The 16,750-nt window shown below is 38.7% G+C and carries 19 protein-coding genes and 1 pseudogene; 13 read left to right on the top strand and 7 right to left on the bottom strand.

The window, feature by feature from the left end:
• The first annotated feature begins 29 nt into the window (after positions 1–29).
• From ACLFKQ_RS02150 to ACLFKQ_RS02120, 7 genes are all read left to right on the top strand, one after another.
• Positions 30–1,292: a glycosyltransferase family 4 protein gene (locus ACLFKQ_RS02150; RefSeq protein WP_448998270.1), complete on the top strand. Its 1,263-nt coding sequence runs from the start codon at positions 30–32 to the stop codon at positions 1,290–1,292.
• Between the two features lie 90 nt (positions 1,293–1,382).
• Positions 1,383–2,549 (top strand): glycosyltransferase family 4 protein, encoded by a 1,167-nt coding sequence (locus tag ACLFKQ_RS02145; protein WP_448998269.1) that lies wholly within the window; start codon positions 1,383–1,385, stop codon positions 2,547–2,549.
• A gap of 48 nt (positions 2,550–2,597) precedes the next feature.
• The gene (locus ACLFKQ_RS02140) at positions 2,598–3,533 is read left to right on the top strand and encodes a glycosyltransferase (protein WP_448998268.1); all 936 of its coding nucleotides are present in this window, start codon (positions 2,598–2,600) and stop codon (positions 3,531–3,533) included.
• A 17-nt stretch (positions 3,534–3,550) separates the two neighbouring features.
• Positions 3,551–4,657, top strand: coding sequence for a glycosyltransferase family 4 protein (locus ACLFKQ_RS02135; protein WP_448998267.1), 1,107 nt, complete (start codon positions 3,551–3,553; stop codon positions 4,655–4,657).
• A gap of 4 nt (positions 4,658–4,661) precedes the next feature.
• Positions 4,662–5,879: an O-antigen ligase family protein gene (locus tag ACLFKQ_RS02130; protein ID WP_448998266.1), complete on the top strand. Its 1,218-nt coding sequence runs from the start codon at positions 4,662–4,664 to the stop codon at positions 5,877–5,879.
• A gap of 90 nt (positions 5,880–5,969) precedes the next feature.
• Complete coding sequence (locus ACLFKQ_RS02125) at positions 5,970–7,160, top strand: glycosyltransferase (protein ID WP_448998265.1); 1,191 nt, start codon at positions 5,970–5,972, stop codon at positions 7,158–7,160.
• Between the two features lie 248 nt (positions 7,161–7,408).
• Positions 7,409–7,750, top strand: coding sequence for a YdcF family protein (locus tag ACLFKQ_RS02120; protein WP_448998264.1), 342 nt, complete (start codon positions 7,409–7,411; stop codon positions 7,748–7,750).
• 141 nt (positions 7,751–7,891) lie between these two features.
• Here ACLFKQ_RS02120 and ACLFKQ_RS02115 read toward each other — a convergent pair.
• Positions 7,892–8,514 (bottom strand): annotated as a pseudogene (locus tag ACLFKQ_RS02115) (Uma2 family endonuclease).
• Positions 8,515–8,634: 120 nt separating this feature from the next.
• On the opposite strand from ACLFKQ_RS02115, the gene rnhA reads away from it, so the two are divergent.
• The gene (gene rnhA / locus ACLFKQ_RS02110; protein ID WP_448998263.1) at positions 8,635–9,111 is read left to right on the top strand and encodes a ribonuclease HI; all 477 of its coding nucleotides are present in this window, start codon (positions 8,635–8,637) and stop codon (positions 9,109–9,111) included.
• Positions 9,112–9,223: 112 nt separating this feature from the next.
• Here the strand turns inward: rnhA and ACLFKQ_RS02105 are convergent, their stop codons facing one another.
• The 4 genes from ACLFKQ_RS02105 to ACLFKQ_RS02090 form a co-directional block, all read right to left on the bottom strand.
• Positions 9,224–9,757: a tetratricopeptide repeat protein gene (locus tag ACLFKQ_RS02105; RefSeq protein WP_448999435.1), complete on the bottom strand. Its 534-nt coding sequence runs from the start codon at positions 9,755–9,757 to the stop codon at positions 9,224–9,226.
• A gap of 90 nt (positions 9,758–9,847) precedes the next feature.
• Positions 9,848–11,005, bottom strand: coding sequence for an RNA-guided endonuclease InsQ/TnpB family protein (locus ACLFKQ_RS02100; RefSeq protein ID WP_448998262.1), 1,158 nt, complete (start codon positions 11,003–11,005; stop codon positions 9,848–9,850).
• A gap of 235 nt (positions 11,006–11,240) precedes the next feature.
• Positions 11,241–11,714: an MEKHLA domain-containing protein gene (locus ACLFKQ_RS02095; protein WP_448998261.1), complete on the bottom strand. Its 474-nt coding sequence runs from the start codon at positions 11,712–11,714 to the stop codon at positions 11,241–11,243.
• A gap of 38 nt (positions 11,715–11,752) precedes the next feature.
• Positions 11,753–12,118 carry a VOC family protein gene (locus ACLFKQ_RS02090; RefSeq protein WP_448998260.1) on the bottom strand — a complete coding sequence of 122 codons (366 nt, stop codon included), beginning with the start codon at positions 12,116–12,118 and terminating at the stop codon, positions 11,753–11,755.
• 8 nt (positions 12,119–12,126) lie between these two features.
• Here ACLFKQ_RS02090 and ACLFKQ_RS02085 point away from each other — a divergent pair, with 8 nt between their 5' ends.
• Positions 12,127–12,300, top strand: coding sequence for a hypothetical protein (locus ACLFKQ_RS02085; RefSeq protein WP_448998259.1), 174 nt, complete (start codon positions 12,127–12,129; stop codon positions 12,298–12,300).
• Positions 12,297–13,223 (top strand): nucleoside hydrolase, encoded by a 927-nt coding sequence (locus ACLFKQ_RS02080; RefSeq protein WP_448998258.1) that lies wholly within the window; start codon positions 12,297–12,299, stop codon positions 13,221–13,223. Before ACLFKQ_RS02085 ends, ACLFKQ_RS02080 begins: the two co-directional genes overlap by 4 nt.
• 26 nt (positions 13,224–13,249) lie before the next feature.
• Here ACLFKQ_RS02080 and ACLFKQ_RS02075 read toward each other — a convergent pair whose 3' ends face one another.
• A complete protein-coding gene (locus tag ACLFKQ_RS02075) occupies positions 13,250–13,993 on the bottom strand; it encodes an HAD family hydrolase (RefSeq protein WP_448998257.1) in 744 nt (247 codons plus the stop codon).
• Positions 13,994–14,201: 208 nt separating this feature from the next.
• On the opposite strand from ACLFKQ_RS02075, the gene speD reads away from it, so the two are divergent.
• The 3 genes from speD (at position 14,202) to ACLFKQ_RS02060 (ending at position 16,214) form a co-directional block, all read left to right on the top strand.
• Complete coding sequence (gene speD / locus ACLFKQ_RS02070; protein WP_448998256.1) at positions 14,202–14,588, top strand: adenosylmethionine decarboxylase; 387 nt, start codon at positions 14,202–14,204, stop codon at positions 14,586–14,588.
• Positions 14,589–14,606: 18 nt separating this feature from the next.
• Positions 14,607–14,960 (top strand): DUF6464 family protein, encoded by a 354-nt coding sequence (locus ACLFKQ_RS02065; RefSeq protein ID WP_448998255.1) that lies wholly within the window; start codon positions 14,607–14,609, stop codon positions 14,958–14,960.
• 144 nt (positions 14,961–15,104) lie between these two features.
• Positions 15,105–16,214: a tRNA (guanine-N1)-methyltransferase gene (locus ACLFKQ_RS02060; RefSeq protein WP_448998254.1), complete on the top strand. Its 1,110-nt coding sequence runs from the start codon at positions 15,105–15,107 to the stop codon at positions 16,212–16,214.
• Between the two features lie 127 nt (positions 16,215–16,341).
• Here ACLFKQ_RS02060 and ACLFKQ_RS02055 read toward each other — a convergent pair whose 3' ends face one another.
• A complete protein-coding gene (locus tag ACLFKQ_RS02055; protein WP_448998253.1) occupies positions 16,342–16,746 on the bottom strand; it encodes a tellurite resistance TerB family protein in 405 nt (134 codons plus the stop codon).
• Between the last annotated feature and the right edge of the window lie 4 nt (positions 16,747–16,750).

Below are 16,750 nucleotides of genomic sequence, written 5' to 3'. Positions count from 1 at the left end.
TCAAATTCTAAATTATATATATAAACTAAATGAATATACTTAATATAAACACATCTCTGTCCATAGGAGGAGGCGTTACTAGAAGAATACTAGATTTTGCTCCCTATTTAGAAAATTTAGGTGTCAACGTCATGGCTTTAACGGCTGAGGATATTCAGCAGTTACCCAAAGGCATCAAGAAAAATATTTACTTACCTCAATTGGATAACCCAATCAGTAAGCAACAAGATTGGATGTTTAAGATTGAAAATATACTTAATATATACAATGTAGAAGTTTGTCACGTTCACGAGGTAGCAAATATTAATATAATTAAGTATTTAGTTGACAAATTACCAGTCGTTATTCATTTACATAACTATAGCTGGTGGTGTCCGGGAACTCAGTTATTTTGGGCTAGCACTAATGATATATGTCCTCTTTCGTTAAGCTGGAAATGTATACCAAATGCTTACATTAAGCGATGCAATAATCGTCATCCTTTAAACTTATTTCGCTCTGTTACCGATAGTATAGACAAAAGAAAATTATCTAGAGGAAATATTCGCTTTATTGCTGGCTCTCAGTATATGAAAGACCGAGCCGCTCAAGCTGGAATTCCTGTTAATAAAATTAGTGTAGCCTCTAATGGAATCGATCGCAATCGTTTTGAGAATGTACAGAAAAAACCTATTTTAAATTTAGAACCAGGCTATATTTTATATGTTGGTCGTTTGGCTCAATCAAAAGGGACAGTTCATTTACTAAAAGCATTTTCTCAAATAAAGCACTTAAACAAAAAACTCGTTCTGGTGGGCGACGGATATTACAGAGAAGAAATTGAAGCCTATATAGAAAAGTTAGATTTGCAGAATTATGTATATTTAGTAGGCTTAAAAGCTGGTGCAGAATTGTCTTGGCTCTATTTAAACTGTAGTGTAGTAGTTTTTCCTTCTGTATGGGCAGAGGTATTTGGTAATGTTGGTTTGGAAGCAATGGCGGCTTCTAAACCAGTAGTTGCTTTTGACGTTGGTGGAGTATCTCAATGGCTAGAAAACAATGTTACCGGGTTTCTGGTTGCGCGAAAAGATATTAGTAAACTTGCAGATAAAATAGCACAATTAATTAAAAGTCCGCATTTGGCAGAAAAAATGGGCAAAGCTGGCCGCGAACGATTTCTCATCCATTTTACTACCGAACGACAAGCGCAAAATTTGTTCCAAGCATACAAGCTAGCGATTGAAAATTATAAAAAAGATAAGGTTGCTACTACTGCCTTGATGACAAACTCAGATTTACGTGCTATCAAATAGGGTGCGTAATATGAAATGGTTGAAATCATGTAAATTGTTTTAAGTAAGTTTGAAATTTATTGGTTAACAGTTTTTATTAATGAAGCGACCGTGAAAATAGCTCTACTCACTAATGGCATATATCCCTATGTAATAGGCGGTATGCAAAAACATTCTTACTATTTGACTAAGTTTCTCGCTCAGAACCGCATTAACATAGATCTTTATCATACGCAACAAAACTTAGAATACGATATTACCAAGCTAGAGTTTTTTTCACCTGAAGAAAAACATTATATTCGTTCGATAGTTATAGATTTTCCAAAAAATAGATATTTTCCGGGTCATTATGTTCTAGACTGCAAACAGTATTCGGAGAAAATATTTAGAGTTTTAAAGAACAACTTAGACGTAGACTTTATCTATGCCAAGAGTTTTACAGCTTGGCATTTACTAAAGAGTAAACGCAATGGTTTGAGTACTCCGTCTGTTGGTATTAATTTTCATGGATATGAAATGTTTCAAAAGGCTGCTTCCCTTAAAGCTGAATTTAAAAACTTACTTCTGAGAAAACCAGTTAAATTAAATTTGAAACAAACGGATTACGTTTTTTCTTACGGAAGTAAAATTACAGATATTATTAAAAATCTTGGTGTAAAAACTGAAAAAATAATAGAAATTTCTACTGGGATAGAACCACAGTGGACTAACGCAAGTATACGTTCCATTCATATTCCTAGAAAATTTATTTATATAGGGAGGTATGAAAGAAGAAAAGGAATTGAAGAGTTGATGCAAGTTATTCGAGAACTTGGAAGTAAATATGAGTTCTCTTTCGATTTTATTGGTCCAATACCCGAAACTCTAAGATTAAACTTTCAGAAAATTCATTATCACGGAGAACTTTCTGATGTAAATAAAATTAAAAGTATTTTAGGCAGTTGTGACGTATTGGTGTGTCCTAGTTACTCTGAAGGTATGCCCAACGTAATTTTAGAAGCAATGGCTTCCGGATTGGCTGTAATTGCTACAGATGTTGGTGCCGTAAGCGCGATGGTTTCCGAAAAGAATGGTTGGCTAATTAGCCCTGGAAGTATAGACCAGCTTAGTAGAGCTATGATAAATGCTATTAATGCTTCTGAGGCAGAGTTAACTAGAATGAAACTTAAAAGTCAAGCTTTAGTTACAGAAAGTTTTACTTGGGATAAGATAGCGCAAGAAACCATAAAATCAATCCAAACTGTTGTTAAAAAAAATGCTTCTATGAGCACGAGATAAATGTCAATATACAGCGATGCCTATCTTGTTAAATAAAATTGGATAACTATGGTTACCTACCATCGTATTATTCCCAATAAAATCTACTATATTTTCAGAAACCCTAATGTATTTATAGTTCAGGGTATAAAAGGTATTAATGCCTTACTACCAAAGCTTAAGTTGGGAGACTGGTGCTTTGAAGGTTTGATGTGGTTTTTAACCTGGCGATCTGCTTTAAAAATTTTCAAGCGTTGGCAGTTGATGAAATTGAGAGGCGTAAACTATGTCGTCATGGCAAATTCGACTGCTGAAGTCCATCGCTGCAAGCTTTTTAAGATTCCAGTTTGCCTGATGCCTCAAGGACAATTTATTAACGAAGACGCTTTTCCTTTGGTTGAGTTAGAAAAAGAGCGCAAATATGATGCGTTTTGTGCAGCCCAAGCCAAACCGTTCAAGCGAATACATTTAGCTAAAGACATTAACAATATTCACATTTTGACTTATTCGTGTCCTAGTAACTTTGATGGCAACAACGACCTTAGTTTATTTGAACCCAAATTAAAACACGCTACCTGGAACTCATCTTATATTCATGACCTAAGTTCGATTATTAAATTAATGCACTCTTCTGGCTGCGCTTTGGCGTTATCGAGAAAGGAGGGAGCAACTTGGGCAGTTACGGAAGCTCATATGTGTGGACTTCCTGTTGTCAGTACAAAATCTTTAGGAGGGCGCGATCGCTACTTTAACTCCGTAAATTCCACAATAGTTGCGGCAAACTCAAAATCTGTAGCTAAAGCAGTTGAATTCTATAAGTTTCATCCACCCAATCCAGCATTAGTGCGGAAATCTACTCTAGAACTTATTGAAAAAGACAGACAAGCTACTGCAAAGTATTTCTTTTCAGAAGTATTGCCAGCTTCTGGCTGGTCTATAGAAAGTATTAAAGCGCATCTTTTTAGCTCTGATAGCGGTATAGGTCGTTTTCTTGTAGCAAGCTAACTTTATTAATTCATTCCATGAAAATTGCTCTACTACATACTCGGCTATCTGGCTATTTAGCATCCTGTCTGCATGAGTTTAAACAGCAAACTAATGCAGAGCTTTTGATATATGCTTGGCCCAACCAACCAGATGCACCCTTCGACCCAAGAGAGTTTGACGATTTGGGCAGGGTGTTCGACCGATATGAGTACAGCAACGAAACTCTCTTGAATCAATTACTAGAGTTTGCTCCGTCTGCTGTATTAATTAGTGGCTGGAAAGACAAGGGCTATGTTAGTATTTGTCGGCATTTAAAATCTCGAGGCATTCCTATCATTGCGGCTTGTGATACTCAATGGAAGGGTTCTTTGCGTCAGTACATTGCTTCGTGGCTAGCTCCCATACACATACAAAAATTTATCGATATACTGTGGGTTACGGGAGAACGTCAGCGTTATCTCGCACGCGCTCTAGGATTTGTTGGCGATCGTTGTTGGGATGGTTACTATGCTTGTGACTGGAATGCTTTTGCCACTCAACCAAAACAGATAGCATCAAAACAGCACCCTTACTTCTTATATGTTGGACGCTATGCACCAGAAAAAGGACTTGATACTCTTGCCGCTGCCTATCGAGCTTATTGCCAGCAGGTAACGGAACCTTGGTCGCTAGTTTGTGCGGGTGCGGGATCTTTACGCAAGACGCTGATTGCTTCTGGTGCGATAGATAAAGGCTTTGTGCAGCCCCAAGCTCTTCCTAACTTGATGCAAAGTGCGTCGGCTTTTATATTGCCCAGTCGGTTTGAACCTTGGGGTGTCGTAGTTCAAGAAGCTGCCGCGAGTGGTTTACCGTTGATTCTCTCCGAAGCCTGTGGTGCAGGAGTGCATCTTTTGCGCTCTTACCACAATGGTTTTAGCTTTCCTACTGCCTCTGTCGATAGACTAACTCAGGCACTTATAGCAATGCATTCACTGACATCTGAGCAACGTTTAGCCTACGGACAGGCTAGTTACGAACTTTCCAAGCAATACACACCACAACGATGGACAGAGACTTTATTACAGGGCTTAAGACAGCTAGGAGATTATAGCTTTCGAGAGCCAGATTTATCATCCAAGAGTTTAGAAAAGTTTACCTATTAACAATATGCTAATCACTCAATCGTCTCTCGTTCCTAAGTTCTTCTGGAAGCATTTTCCTGTTTTTTATGCGCTACCTTTTATTATAGCAACGGTACAATTCGAGCCATTAGCCAAAGTTGGCACAGTTCTAAGATGGGCTGTTTTATTCGTTGGTTGTGCGATCGCTACCAATTCGGGATTTAGAAGAGCCGGACACCAAGGCAAAATTTTAACTAGTGTAGACAGAGCTATTATTTTATTTCTGTTGCTATTTTTAGCTTCCGAAATTTGGACGGTTCAGCCTTGGATCACAGTCCAAAAAGCTATCAGCGTAACGTTTTTGTATGGATGCACGTTTTGGACTCTATGGGAATATGCCGATTGTTTCTCAGAACGATTGTTGATTCGTAAATTTTTGCAGACATTAGGAATCATTCTTGCAGTAAATCTACCCCTAATTCTTTTCGGAAATAGCTGGTTAATCGGACGTTTTAGAGGTTTTTTCGAGAACCCAAATAATATCGGTCTAATTTTAAGTTTGGCTATTCCCCTAACTGTGGCTCAATGGTTAAGTACCCGCCAAAAGCTCTATCTGGCAATACTTAGTATATTCATTCTCAATCTCTTTGCTTGTGGTAGCCGCAGTGCGATATTAAGCAGTGGTATTGCTATAGTAATAATTTTCATCTCATTTTTTGCCAAGCGACCCTACCAAGCGATCGCTATATCTGGGTTCGCCATTTTGGGTTTGGCATTGTTCGTTCAAACTGACTTTTTTATATATAATGTGCTACGAGAGGACTCATTAGCAACGGGATCTAATCGTATCTATTTTTGGGAACTAGCTAAGACATATATCGCCAAGCAACCCAACATCGGTCATGGCTTTGGTGCAGATATAGAAATTCACGAACATTACGGAACCCTATTAACCAAACTTGGATTGCGCGGTCATGGAGTTATGAGTAGTTATTATGGTCTGGCAATACAAATTGGCTGGCCCTTTACCTATTGTTTCTTTAGTTTGTTGTGGGGATTTGTAATTTATTATTTTGTAAAATTTTGGCGTAACTTCGAGCTAGTAACTATGATTTCAACTTTAGCTAGTGGTTTAATTATCTGTATTTTTGAACCAGCTATATATTCAGCGGGAAATGTTTTTTCTTTCTTATTTTGGATGATTTTAATGTTGGCTGTTAGACGAAGATGCTATGAAAGATGGGGACTTTTGTTTTGGATTTGATAGACATTTATGTTTGTTGAATATCTAGCTATTTTTAGTGCTGCTTACTTTTTTTATTAATATTAATAATTCAGCCAAAAAATATTAAATATGAAAATTCTTCATGTCCTTCCGTCTATTTCCCCGCTTAAGGGTGGTCCTAGTCAAGCTGTTAAAGGAATGGTAAAAGCTCTTAACGAGTTAGGAGTTGAAGCCGAAATTGCAACTACCAACGACGACGGGAAAAACTATTTAGATGTTCCACTCAACAAGAAAATTGATTACCAAGGCGTTCCCGTGAGGTTTTTCTCGCGTCATCCATTGCCAATGAAAGAGTTCATATTTTCTTACGATATCTCTCAATGGTTGCGCCAGCATATACAAAATTATGATTTAATACACACTCATTTTTTATTTTCTTATGCTCCAACTTATGCAGGAGCAATGGCTAGACATTATAATATTCCCTACGTAGTCAGAACCATCGGTCAGCTAACCCCTTGGGCACTAGCACAGAGCAAATGGAAAAAAAGGCTATACAGTCTTTTGCTCGAACGAAGAAATTTATCTAAAGCAGCTGCTATTCATTGTACGTCTGTAGAAGAAGCGTATAATGTGCGAAACTTTGGCATAAAGACTCCTACTTTCAATATTCCTCTTGGTGTAAAAACTCCATTGTTAGGATCGGACTCTCAGGAAAAATTACGTTATACATACAATATTCCGGCTAACGTTCCTATCATCTTATTTTTATCGCGAATACATCCAAAAAAACGCCTCGAACTATTATTGGAGGCAAGTCGCAGTCTAAAACAGGAAAACAAGCAGTTTCACCTAATCGTAGCTGGATCTGGAGAATCAAGCTATGTGTCTCAAATTAAAAATTTAGTCAAATTATATAAACTCGATGATTGTGTAACTTTTGCAGGTTTTGTGACTGGATATAGTAAGGAGCTACTATTATCAGGATCTAATGTATTTGTACTTCCCTCTCATTCAGAAAATTTTGGTATCTCAGTAGCCGAGGCAGTTGCAGCAGGTTTGGCTGTAGTAATAACTAAAGATGTGCAAATAGCTCCAGAATTACTTAAAGCAGAAGCAGGTTTGATTATAGAAGGAAATGCTAAATCTTGTAAAAATGCTTTAGATAAACTAATTACGTCTTCGGCATTAAGAGACCATCTCGGACGAAATGGAATTCACCTGGCAACCGACCGATATTCATGGTCGACAATAGGAAAAAAGCTCGTTGAAACTTATACAAAGATTATTGAAACAAATAAATTGGCTAAAAAACATTAACTGAATTGGCTGACTTGCTAACTCAAACTATAAGATAATTCTCGTTAATAAGCTTACGATGGTAAGAAGGCTTTTATTATAATGATTTATTTTAGCTCGGGATATTTAAATATCAATAGGAAAAATGCTAAGTTACAAATCTATCTTCTAATTTAGCGATGAAATTTAGACGAAAAACTATTCGACTTTTCATTCTAATTTTTTTGTATATCAGCATAACTATTTTAGGTGGTATTGTCATTAATTTAATGATAGCCTATAAACAAACACCACATCCTCAAGCCATTTTAACCTTAGGTGGAGGAAAAGTAAGAGAAGAATTTACTGCTCAATTTGCTCAATTTTACCCCTCCTTACCTATTTGGATTTCATCGGGTCTGCCCGAACAGCAAGCTCGTCGCATCTTTCGAGATGCTGGCATTGCCACACAACGAGTTCATCTTGATTATCGTGCTGTCGATACCGTTACTAACTTCACTAGTCTAGTCAAAGGCTTCAAGCACCAACATTATCAGCATATCTTTTTGATTACTTCCAATTTCCATATGCCGAGAGCTAAAGCGATCGCCTTTATAGTTCTTGGTAGTTAAGGAATAACTTTTACCCCTGTTGCAGTTCCTTCCGATCGAGCTTCAGAACCTAAAATAAAAATAGTTAGGGATGTGGGAAGGGCTTTTATATGGATACTTACTAAACGTACGGGTTCTAGCCTTAATGATTCATTTGGCTTTTTATTTTGCTGCGAATAGTTGTGCTGCAGTCAAGTTTAAACTGCGAAAGATCCGTGATTCAATTTTTTGCTCGTCTTTGAACTGTCGTACCTGATATTCTCCATCCTCAGCTAAACAATATACTGATAGTGTCGGCATTTTAGGAGAACCAATATATCTAGTCGCACCCAAACCCAAATAATCGACAATCCAGTATTCTGGTATTCCCATCGCCTCGTAGTCCGTCAGCTTGCGTCCGTAGTCATCTCGCCAGTTAGTACTAACGACTTCTATAATTAATCGAGCGGATTTACCGAGAGAGATAGTTGAATGCTTTTCCCAATATGGATCTTTATTAATAGTTGATTAATAGTTGCTTCATCCAAAATAATTACATCGGGGATATAGCCAACATTATCAATTGGAGGTTTAACACAGCAAGTATTAGGAATAAAATAGGGTAAATTTTGCCGACGAATTGCTGTACCCAACTCAATAGTAATAAACCCAGCAATTTTTTCATGTTGTCCTCTCGGTCTCACTTCGACAATATTTCCATCAATTAGTTCATAGCGTTTTCCATCATTGGGATACTGTGCCAGAAACTCGTCAAATGTCCAAGATTTAGATTTAGACTGAATCATATTGTTTATTGAACTTTCCTCGGTACGATCTTAATCTTTATCGCCTAATTTTACTTCTGGACTGAAGTCTTCAAAGAGCGCCGGATATAATTAATAACTGTTTGTGGTCAACTGGTAATCGTGTCAGAACAACTAAAAAGAGTTACAATTTACACCGATGGTGCATGCACTGGTAACCCTGGTGTTGGCGGTTATGGTGCGGTTCTAATTTATGGGGAACACCGAAAAGAAATAGCTGGCGGTTATCAGCTAACCACCAATAATCGTATGGAAATGATGGCGGCGATCGCGGCTTTAAAGGCTTTAAAAAATAAGTGTGCCGTTACTTTGTATAGCGACTCCAAATATATTGTCGATGCAGTCAATAAAGGTTGGGCAAGACGCTGGCAGGCTAATGGCTGGCAGCGCAATAAAAAAGAGAAAGCTAAAAACCCCGATCTCTGGCAAGAATTACTCAATTTGTGTAAACAACACGAGGTAGAGTTTGTTTGGGTTAAAGGTCATGCAGGTATAGCCGAGAATGAAAGATGCGACGCGATCGCAGTTGCAGCGACGCGAGAACCCAATCTACTTATAGATGAAGGATATTTTACCTAGGTAAGAAAAATCCAGCCCATTTCGAACTTAAATATGGAAGAATTTATTATTGATAGTTAATCGTTAATTGTCGAGCGAAATAAACTATCATCAATTAACAACTATTAACAAATTAAGAATTCGTTGACACTAAGCGTTTCTCTAATGACTTGACGCGATTTTGCGCTGTTTTATTCTCGGGAGCAATTTTTAGTACTTCTTTATAAATTTCTACCGCCTTTACTATCATCTGTTTTTTTTCATAAACATTCCCTAAATTATTCAAAGCAACTACGTATTCAGGATAAATCTTTAACGCCTCTTTATACTCCCTAATCGCAATATCATATTGTTCTTGTCCGAAATAAGCATAACCCATGGCGTTATGAATGAGAGCCTGATTTTCTGGTTCGATATTTTTATCTGCTTTTAACGCTTTTTTGAATAAATTAATTGATTGTACGAAAAGCTTTTTTTCTAGGTAAAGGCTACCGAGTTGATAGTATTCTTTAGAAGTTCCCGGCTCTTGTTTGAGTTTGTTTTGTAGGCGAGAAAACGTAGTTTCTTGACGGCGAGTTTTGATAACTTCTTTTAGAATAAAAACAGCAGCAAAAATTAAAATTGCTAGCAGAGCTAAAATATATATTAAAGGTAAATTATCATTCATCATTAGTTATTAAAAGTCAAATAGTCAAACAATCTTGTTCTAGTTTATCGATTGACACTCCGCACGCATAGAATGCGTGGGATTCTTCCTTCATTCTGAGATGGCTAGAGATAGAAGCTCTATCTCCCCGCTATTGCTCAGTCCAGAAGCTATCACCGTCTGCCCGACAGCTAAAATATTCTTAGCTGCGTTAACGTCTCTCAAGTGAGTTGTACGGCAGCTATCATTTGGACAAGTCCACTTGCGAACTGAAAGAGCCAGTTTGTCTAAGATATAGCCGCATGAGCTACATCGTTTACTCGACGGAAACCACCTATCTATTGCCGTTAACGTTCTTTCGTGCCACTTGCACTTATACGCCAACTGTCTTAGAGCTTCCCCCCAACCACAGTCGGCTATTGCTTTGGCTAATTTATGGTTAGCCATCATGTTTTTTACGGCTAACGTTTCGACATATATGCTTTGGTTTTCAGTCACTAATCGAGTCGTCAGCTTGTGTAAAAAATCTTTTCGACAGTCGGCTATCTTGGCGTGTAGCTTTGCCACCTTGAGCCGAGCTTTATATCTATTATTTGAGCCTTTCTGTTTTTTAGCTAATCTTCTTTGTAAAGTCTTTAGTCTAGCTTGATACTTAGAGAAATACTTAGGATTACCCGAAGCAAAACCCTTGCTCGTAACCATCACGTCTTTAACGCCTAAGTCAATTCCGACGCTTTCTGTAGCTGGCTCAAACTGCTCTAATTTTTCCTCTACCAAAAACGAAACAAAATACCTGCCAGCAGGCTCCTTGCTAACTGTTACCTGTTTTGGCTCACCTTGAAAACTTCTGCTCCACTTAATCTTTAACGGTTGCTTCATCTTAGCTAGAGTCAGCTTACCGTTCTTCCAAGTAAAGGCGTTAGCAGCATAGGTAGCCGATTGTTTACCGCTCTTTTTCTTAAATCTTGGATATTTGGTCCGACCCTTGAAAAATGCTTCAAATGCTTTGTTTAAGTTTCTCAATCCTTGCTGTAACGGTACGGAGGAAACTTGCTTAAGCCAAGCTTTTTCTGGGTCTTTCTTTAACTTGGTTAGGGCGTTAGAGGTATCGGTGTATGATAGCGACTTTTGTTCTTCGTAATAGCTATTGGTTCTCAGAGCCAATGCCCAATTGTACACAAACCTCGTACAGCCAAATGTTTGCGCTAGCTCTAATCGTTGAGCCGAGTTGGGGTAAAATCGATATTTAAATCCTCGAAGCTGTTGCATGGTATGATTTTACCACGAACTGCACTTTGCTGTAAATCGCATTGACAAACAGCTTGGTTGTTCATCCCACGCTTTCAAAGGCTGGGTTTTCACCTTCTATAATTGTGGCATAATTCCCAAGGGTTGTTTTGAATTAACAAAATGTTGAGCTTGCACAAAGCAGCATCTGAAGCTTGCTTCGACTGAACTTTGAGTCTTGTCAGACGCGATCGCCTGTTGTACTGACTAGCGTGCTCTAAGTTTTTAAAAAGCTCCAATTGGAAAAAGTTGCAGCTTGACCACAATAATCTCCTCTTTCATTGTTGAGATTCCAAACAATCGCTCGTTCGATTAAAAACCTGTTACCACTGCTAGAAATTCTCACTCCTCTGTAGTTATCAATATATCCCTGCCTTACTACCCGATCCAGCATCATTTTTCTAGTTTCTCTATTTTCCATTTCTGCTGTCAGCCTCGAAGGGGTTTGAATAAACTTTTCCCAAGACATTTCCCATAATTCTAGAGCTACTTGATTACCGTAAGTAAGAATGGGATCGCTGCTGTCGTCATGAGAAACCAGTGCAAAAGGAGCAAAAAATAAGGTTTTAGAGAGGGTTTCTGGACTATCCACTGACGAGATTAGTTTTCGACCGATCGCCTTTTCAAAGCTATTAACTAAAATTTGAGAGCGAGTAATAATTTCTGGCTGATGCCAAATTGGTAAGCTCATTATTAGGACGATATTGCTAGAACAAATTTACTTGTTACTTAACTTTGACTCAGTTCGATGATGTTATTATCTGGGTCTAGAGTAAACAAAGCAGCTCGTCCAGAAGAACTCATTTGAATGGGGTACCCTCCATTTTCCAGCTTTTGTTTGGCGATAGTTAAATTATTCACCCTCAGAGCTAAATGAGCATTTCTCCCCCATTTTTCTAAGTTGTGTATTTCTGCCTTAAAATTAGGACGAACGATTAGATGAAGCTGATACTCTCCAATTTGATACCAAGCACCGAGAAATTTCGAGGTACGCTGGGACGATTTTGATAAACCTAAAACATTCCCGTAAAACTGTTCTGCTTTATCGAGATCGGATACCAAAATAGCCGTATGAAGACAGCGAGTAATTTTCATTATTGCTGTTGTCAGATGTTGATCGCCGTGAATATCATATCGCAACCGCCAGAGACTCTCAAAATTTTAGTCGTCGCCTATTAAAATTAGACCAAATTAATAATGATGTGCCGATAGATGGCTCGATCGCTCTTCCGGCGTTTCGATCGGTTAAAATTTGGTATCTTTGGAAAGCGACATGACTAAAAAATTGGTATTAATGGATCACGATGGGGCGATCGACGACTTTCTGGCGATGATGCTGCTATTGACCATGACAGAAGAAATTATACCCCTGGGAATTGTAGTTACTCCTGCCGACTGCTATGGTAAAGCCGCAGTGAGCGTTAGCCGCAAAATTATTCAGCTTATGGGAGGTACTGATGTTCCCGTTGCCGAAAGTACCGTTCGGGGTTTAAACCCGTTTCCTCCCGAATTTCGCCGTGACTGTTTAATTATCGATAATTTTCCCTTACTTAACGAACGAGAAACCATAGAAACTCCTTTAGCTTCTGAGTCGGGACAGAAATTTATCATCAGTCAATTACAAAACGCACCCGAACCAGTAACTCTAATGGTCACGGGACCTTTAACTACTGTAGCAGAGGCGATCGCCACACAACCCAAGCTAATTGACCGAATTGCCGAAATTATCTGGATGGGAGGCGCGTTGAGCGTTGATGGTAATGTGGAAAAAGTATTTGCTTTAGAACATGACGGCTCGGCAGAATGGAATGTCTACTGGGATCCTATAGCCGCCAAGCAAGTCTGGAATACTCCGATCCCCATCACTCTTTGTCCTCTAGATTTAACTAATACCGTTCCGGTTACCCCTCAATTAATTTGCCAACTAACTAAACAAAGACAACATCCACTTTCAGATTTAGCTGGAATGTGTTATGCTCTGGCAATTCCCCAAAATTATTACTGTTGGGATATTTTAGCTACGGCTTATTTAGCTCGCCCTGAGTTTTATCATATTGAAGAAAAAGAAACCGATATTTTTACTCAGGGTGTAAGTCAAGGCAGAACATTTATTAAAGCCGGCGGTAAAAAAGTTAGGGTGATGACACAAGTCGATCGCGAAAAATTTTATTCTTACATACTCGAGCAATTAGCTAGATAGTACTCGGTTAAAGACAGAGATTACTACTATAATAGCTTTTTCAAACTATCAAGATCTAAATAATTATGATTATGACAATTTCCTTGTAGAATTTCGAAAGGTTTTTCTGGTTCTCCTAAATGATTTAGAACTAGTGCCGCTTGACTAAAATCTTGGTCTTTGGTGTAGTCATTGACAGTAACAATTGTTTTAATTTCTGCGGCGCTCGCAGCTTGTAGACCGTGTTGAGAATCTTCAAAAACTAAGCAGTTTTGAGGCGATAAATTCATTTGCTCTAAAACATAATTATAAATATCTGGTGCAGGTTTTTTATGGGGAACGATATCTCCTGCGGCAATTAATTCAAACCAATCGGAATTGAGATGTTGCAGTAAAGCCATCGTATTTTTCAAACTACTAGTGGTAGCTATAGCTAATCTAATCAATTTGGCTCTAGCTGCCGTAATTAATCTCGTTATTCCGGTGCGAAAGGAGATTTTTCCCGATGCGAGCAGTTGTTGATAGTATTTACTTTTAATTTGGTGAAGTTTGGCAATAAAATCAGCTAAATTTTCATCGGGTTTAAAATTAGGATGCTCTTGCTGGAGATAAAATTTAATTCTTTCTTTGCCTCCTGAAATTGCCAAGAGTTTTCCATACAAATCTATCGACCAGTGCCAATCTAAACCAGCTTCAGCAAAAGCACGATTAAAAGCTACTCGATGTCCGTCTCGTTCGGTATCGGCTAAAGTTCCATCAACATCAAAAATTAAAGCTTGCAGTTGAGACATTTTGATTTAAATTTTGTTCGAGTAAGAGTTGATAGGCGATCGCGACGAGTCCGAGACAATAACAGAATAATTACATGGCTACAATAGTAGTTATTTTAATCCCAAAAGCGCATATTCCAACTCTACAAACAGAGAACGGCATCTGTCTATGCTATACCTACGCTAGCTCAATAGCTCGCTTGAAAACAGTTGGAGGGTAAGCCAGCCAATGAACAAAATAGGAACTCATTTGGTGTTAGATGCTTGGCAGGCACCGCCAGCGATTTTAAACGATCCTCAAAAGATACGTCAGGCTTTAATTAAAGCGAGCGCGGCAGGAGAAGCTACTCTAATCGATATTTGTCTACATCAGTTTAGTCCTCAAGGCATAACGGCTACGGTTACTCTTGCCGAGTCTCACATTGCTCTCCATACTTGGCCAGAACACGGTTATTTTGCTGCCGATTTATTTTTTTGTGGTCGGGGAAAGCCAGAGATAGCGATGAAAGTTTTACATACAGCACTTCAAGCCAAAAGAGTAAAAATGCAGCAGCTCGAACGAGGTTTTCCTACTAGCAAAATTAACCCCAAACTAGAACCACCTGCTTTTTTGTAGGAAAATGAAAATATCCTGTTGAACATTACCTCTCTCTCGATCGTGATTAGTGATTTTCATCAAGAGCTGACAATTAAGCTGGCTACCTTGTTTATTCTTAGTGTGTTGCCTTCTCTGACTTATTTAATAATCGTCCAGAAATTCAATCGCAGGTGGAGATCGCGACTGAGACGCGTTCGAACGATAAACTCACGGCGTGAGATTTACTATGAAAATAGTCGTCAAAGAGTGAGCAAACGCCATATTGGCGATGCTAGTTGTCAGTATAATGCTCTTTCTCGCTATGTTCGTTGCGCGATCGCGCCTTACGGACCATGTAAAGGATGTTCTCACTATCGAGAAAGAGAAATAGCTAGTAAATTCGACGATTAAAAAAAGACGCTTGCCAATAGCAAACGTCTTGATGCCACTCTAAGTCTAAATTAAAACTACTCTGCTAGTAACAACTCGTCAACAGCGATCTAAGTCAAACAAAATTTTAAGTCGGCGCGATCGTGCTATATCCTGACAAATCCCGTGAATCAACTTCTTTGGCAGACAGAAGGTCAAGCAAAATTTAGAGTAGGTAAAGCCTTTTACAATCGGCAAACTAAAATAGTCAGAGATCTCGGAGTTTTAGCTGCCACCGCTTATCGTCAGGATATGGGTAGCTTGAGAGTGTTAGATGCTTTGGCTGGTTGTGGAGTCCGCAGTTTGCGCTATTTTTTAGAAAGCCATGCCGACTATTTGTGGGTAAATGAAGGAAATCCCCAATTACATTCTCTGCTGCAACAAAATTTGACTTGGGCGATCGCTTCTTATCAATTGACTCACCTAGATGCTCATCGAGTCTTTTTTAAGTGCTATGGCGATCGCGATTATTACGATCTAGTCGATGTAGATTGCTTTGGTACTGCAGTACCATACCTCAGTACTATGCTCTGGGCGACAAAAATCGGCGGTCTGATTTACTTGACTAGCACCGATGGACGTACCCTAACGGGACATTTACCAGATAACAGCATCCAAGCTTATGGTGCGATCGCTCGCGCTCATCCAGCCGCTCACGAACAGGCTTTGAGATTGTTAATTGGTAGCGTACAACAGCAAGCGGCCACTAAAGGTTTGGGTGTCGAACCACTATTTTCCCTATTTACGGGTAAAACCTACCGTCTGATGCTGAGATTGACTCATAAGTCTCAATTAAATTCAGAAAACTACGGTTTTATTGCTTACTGTCATAATTGCGGCAATTACCAAACAGTTAGCTGGCGTAAGTTAGGTAAAGTTAGCTGCAACTGCTCCAATCCTACTGTAATTCTCAGTGGTGCTATGTGGTTAGGAGAACTACATCAGAAACAATACATCGAGCGTTTAACCATAATGGCGCGACAGTGGCAATGGCGAGAAGCAACCAAATTATTGTCCAAGCTAGCAGCAGAAATCGAGTTTCCACCTTACTTTTACACTTTAGGAGAAATTGGCAAGAGAGGAAAACTAGATATTCCCAAGCGATCGCATTTAATTAAAGCTTTACAGCAAGCTGGTTATCGAGCCAGTACCACTCATATCAGCGACTTGGCAATTAAAACCACTGCCGATATTTATACCTGTATTGCTATAGCCAAACAAATATCCACATTATAGTTAAATAAATATAAAAGTAATATAATGGCCAACTGGGGCGATCGCATTTAATTCGAGTTTTACAGCAAGCTAGCGATCTAGCCAGTACGACTTAGAAAATCAGTTTGAAATCACTAGAACTTAAGTACTAAACACTCTGTTCCATTGCTGCGCGATATAGCTTTTGAATCTTTTTCAATAGCTTATTAAATATAGTTTTGTTAGATTCATTTGCAGAATCTAAGTATTTAATTTTTTCCATTAATTTAGCTTCGCGGACATCGACATAACCATCGCTATAAATCAAACCGCTAATTTTTTCTAGCAGCTCTAAATAGTCTTCGTGAGAATGATATTCTCCAAGATATTCCTCTAGCCACTGATAGCATTCTACTGGCTGTACGGGTCGCAGTTCCGATAGCAGCGGTTCGATCTCTGGGTCGTTTGCCAGTCGAAAGTCTTGCGCTACCCGGCGTAAATATTTTCTTTCTTCTGGTTGAATAATGCCATCTATCCAAGCAGCACCAATAAGAATTTTAAGTATTGTTTTCATCTTT

This window comes from Myxosarcina sp. GI1(2024) (assembly GCF_053543375.1).
This window is presented reverse-complemented; position numbering and strand designations above follow the sequence as displayed.